Below are 1,167 nucleotides of genomic sequence, written 5' to 3'. Positions count from 1 at the left end.
CGTGCATCGTAACGGTGGAGGCCGCACGAATAGGTCGAGGATGGCTTGTCTGATGGCTGGCATGCTCGGCTGTGGCGGAGGGCCTGAGACTCTTTTTTTTCCGTCCTGCTGCGGTGAGGCGGCGGGATTGAAGGAAAGCGTAGGCGATCATCGTCATCAAGGCGTGTCGGTGTAATCCAGCCCACGACCTGCCTTCAAAATGGTCGAGCCCCAGCTCTTCCTTCAATTGCTGATGCGCCTGTTCACAGATCCACCGCGCCTTGACGGCGGCTGCCAGCGTCTTGAGCGAAACGTCAGCGGGCAGGTTCGAGACGTAGTACTTCTGCTCTCCGCTCGATCGTCGTTCGCCCAGGATCCACACTTCATCGCCAGGCATACGCTCGACACCTTTATCGAACACGCGGTGCTTTGGGCCGTCCGCGATGCGGACACGCCGTGCAGTGAAGAGGCATGTCAGTGGGCCTTTCGTGCCCCGGCGCCAACTGATCTTCTGCCACTTTTCGCCGACCAACATCGTCTCGGCAGAAACTGGCGACATATCCGGGATATGGTGTTTGCGCGGCTTACGGGCTTTCTCCGTCGGAAAGATCATGGTGACATCGCTCGGATAGACTTTCTGGCGCCGCGACATACCAACTGCCCACAAGAGGCCACGTTCGCTCAGAGCATGACGGAACGGCGCGCTCGATCCGTATCCCGCGTCCGCCAGCACACAGCCGAAGCGAACACCGGCGGCGATCACGCGATCGATCTCAGCCAGCGCGATCTCCGGCTTGGTCCGCGCCGCGCGATGCTCGACTGGAACGCCCGCACGCTTCAAACGCACCGGATTGCTCGTCCAACTCTCGGGAACGAAGAGACGCAATGCCACCATGACCGGCACTTCACCCCGCGCAAGCGTCAGCGACACCAATGTTTGGCAATTGGCCGTCTTGCCGAGAGAAGAGGCATATTGCGGAGCGACACCAACCGAACGATCGCCCTTCTTCGGCATCGCCGTGTCATCGATAACCAGCACCGCATCTTTGCCACCGACGAGGCGATCGGCCTGAACCAGCAATTCCGATTCCAATGGTGCCGCATCCCAGACACCATCAGCGATAAAATGATGCAACCGGTCGTAGTCGCCCGGCGCCAGCCGCGCCGCCATCGGTTGGACGCTCTTTC

1 protein-coding gene is annotated in these 1,167 nt (G+C 60.5%); it reads right to left on the bottom strand.

Annotated elements, in window-relative coordinates; genetic code table 11:
* Positions 1-1,167, bottom strand: a 1,167-nt coding sequence (locus GGQ85_RS20770; protein ID WP_309776097.1) for an IS701 family transposase, incomplete at both ends; no start/stop codon positions are given.

Source organism: Nitrobacter vulgaris, from assembly GCF_031453995.1.
Classification (GTDB): Bacteria; Pseudomonadota; Alphaproteobacteria; order Rhizobiales; family Xanthobacteraceae; genus Nitrobacter; species Nitrobacter vulgaris.
This window is presented reverse-complemented; position numbering and strand designations above follow the sequence as displayed.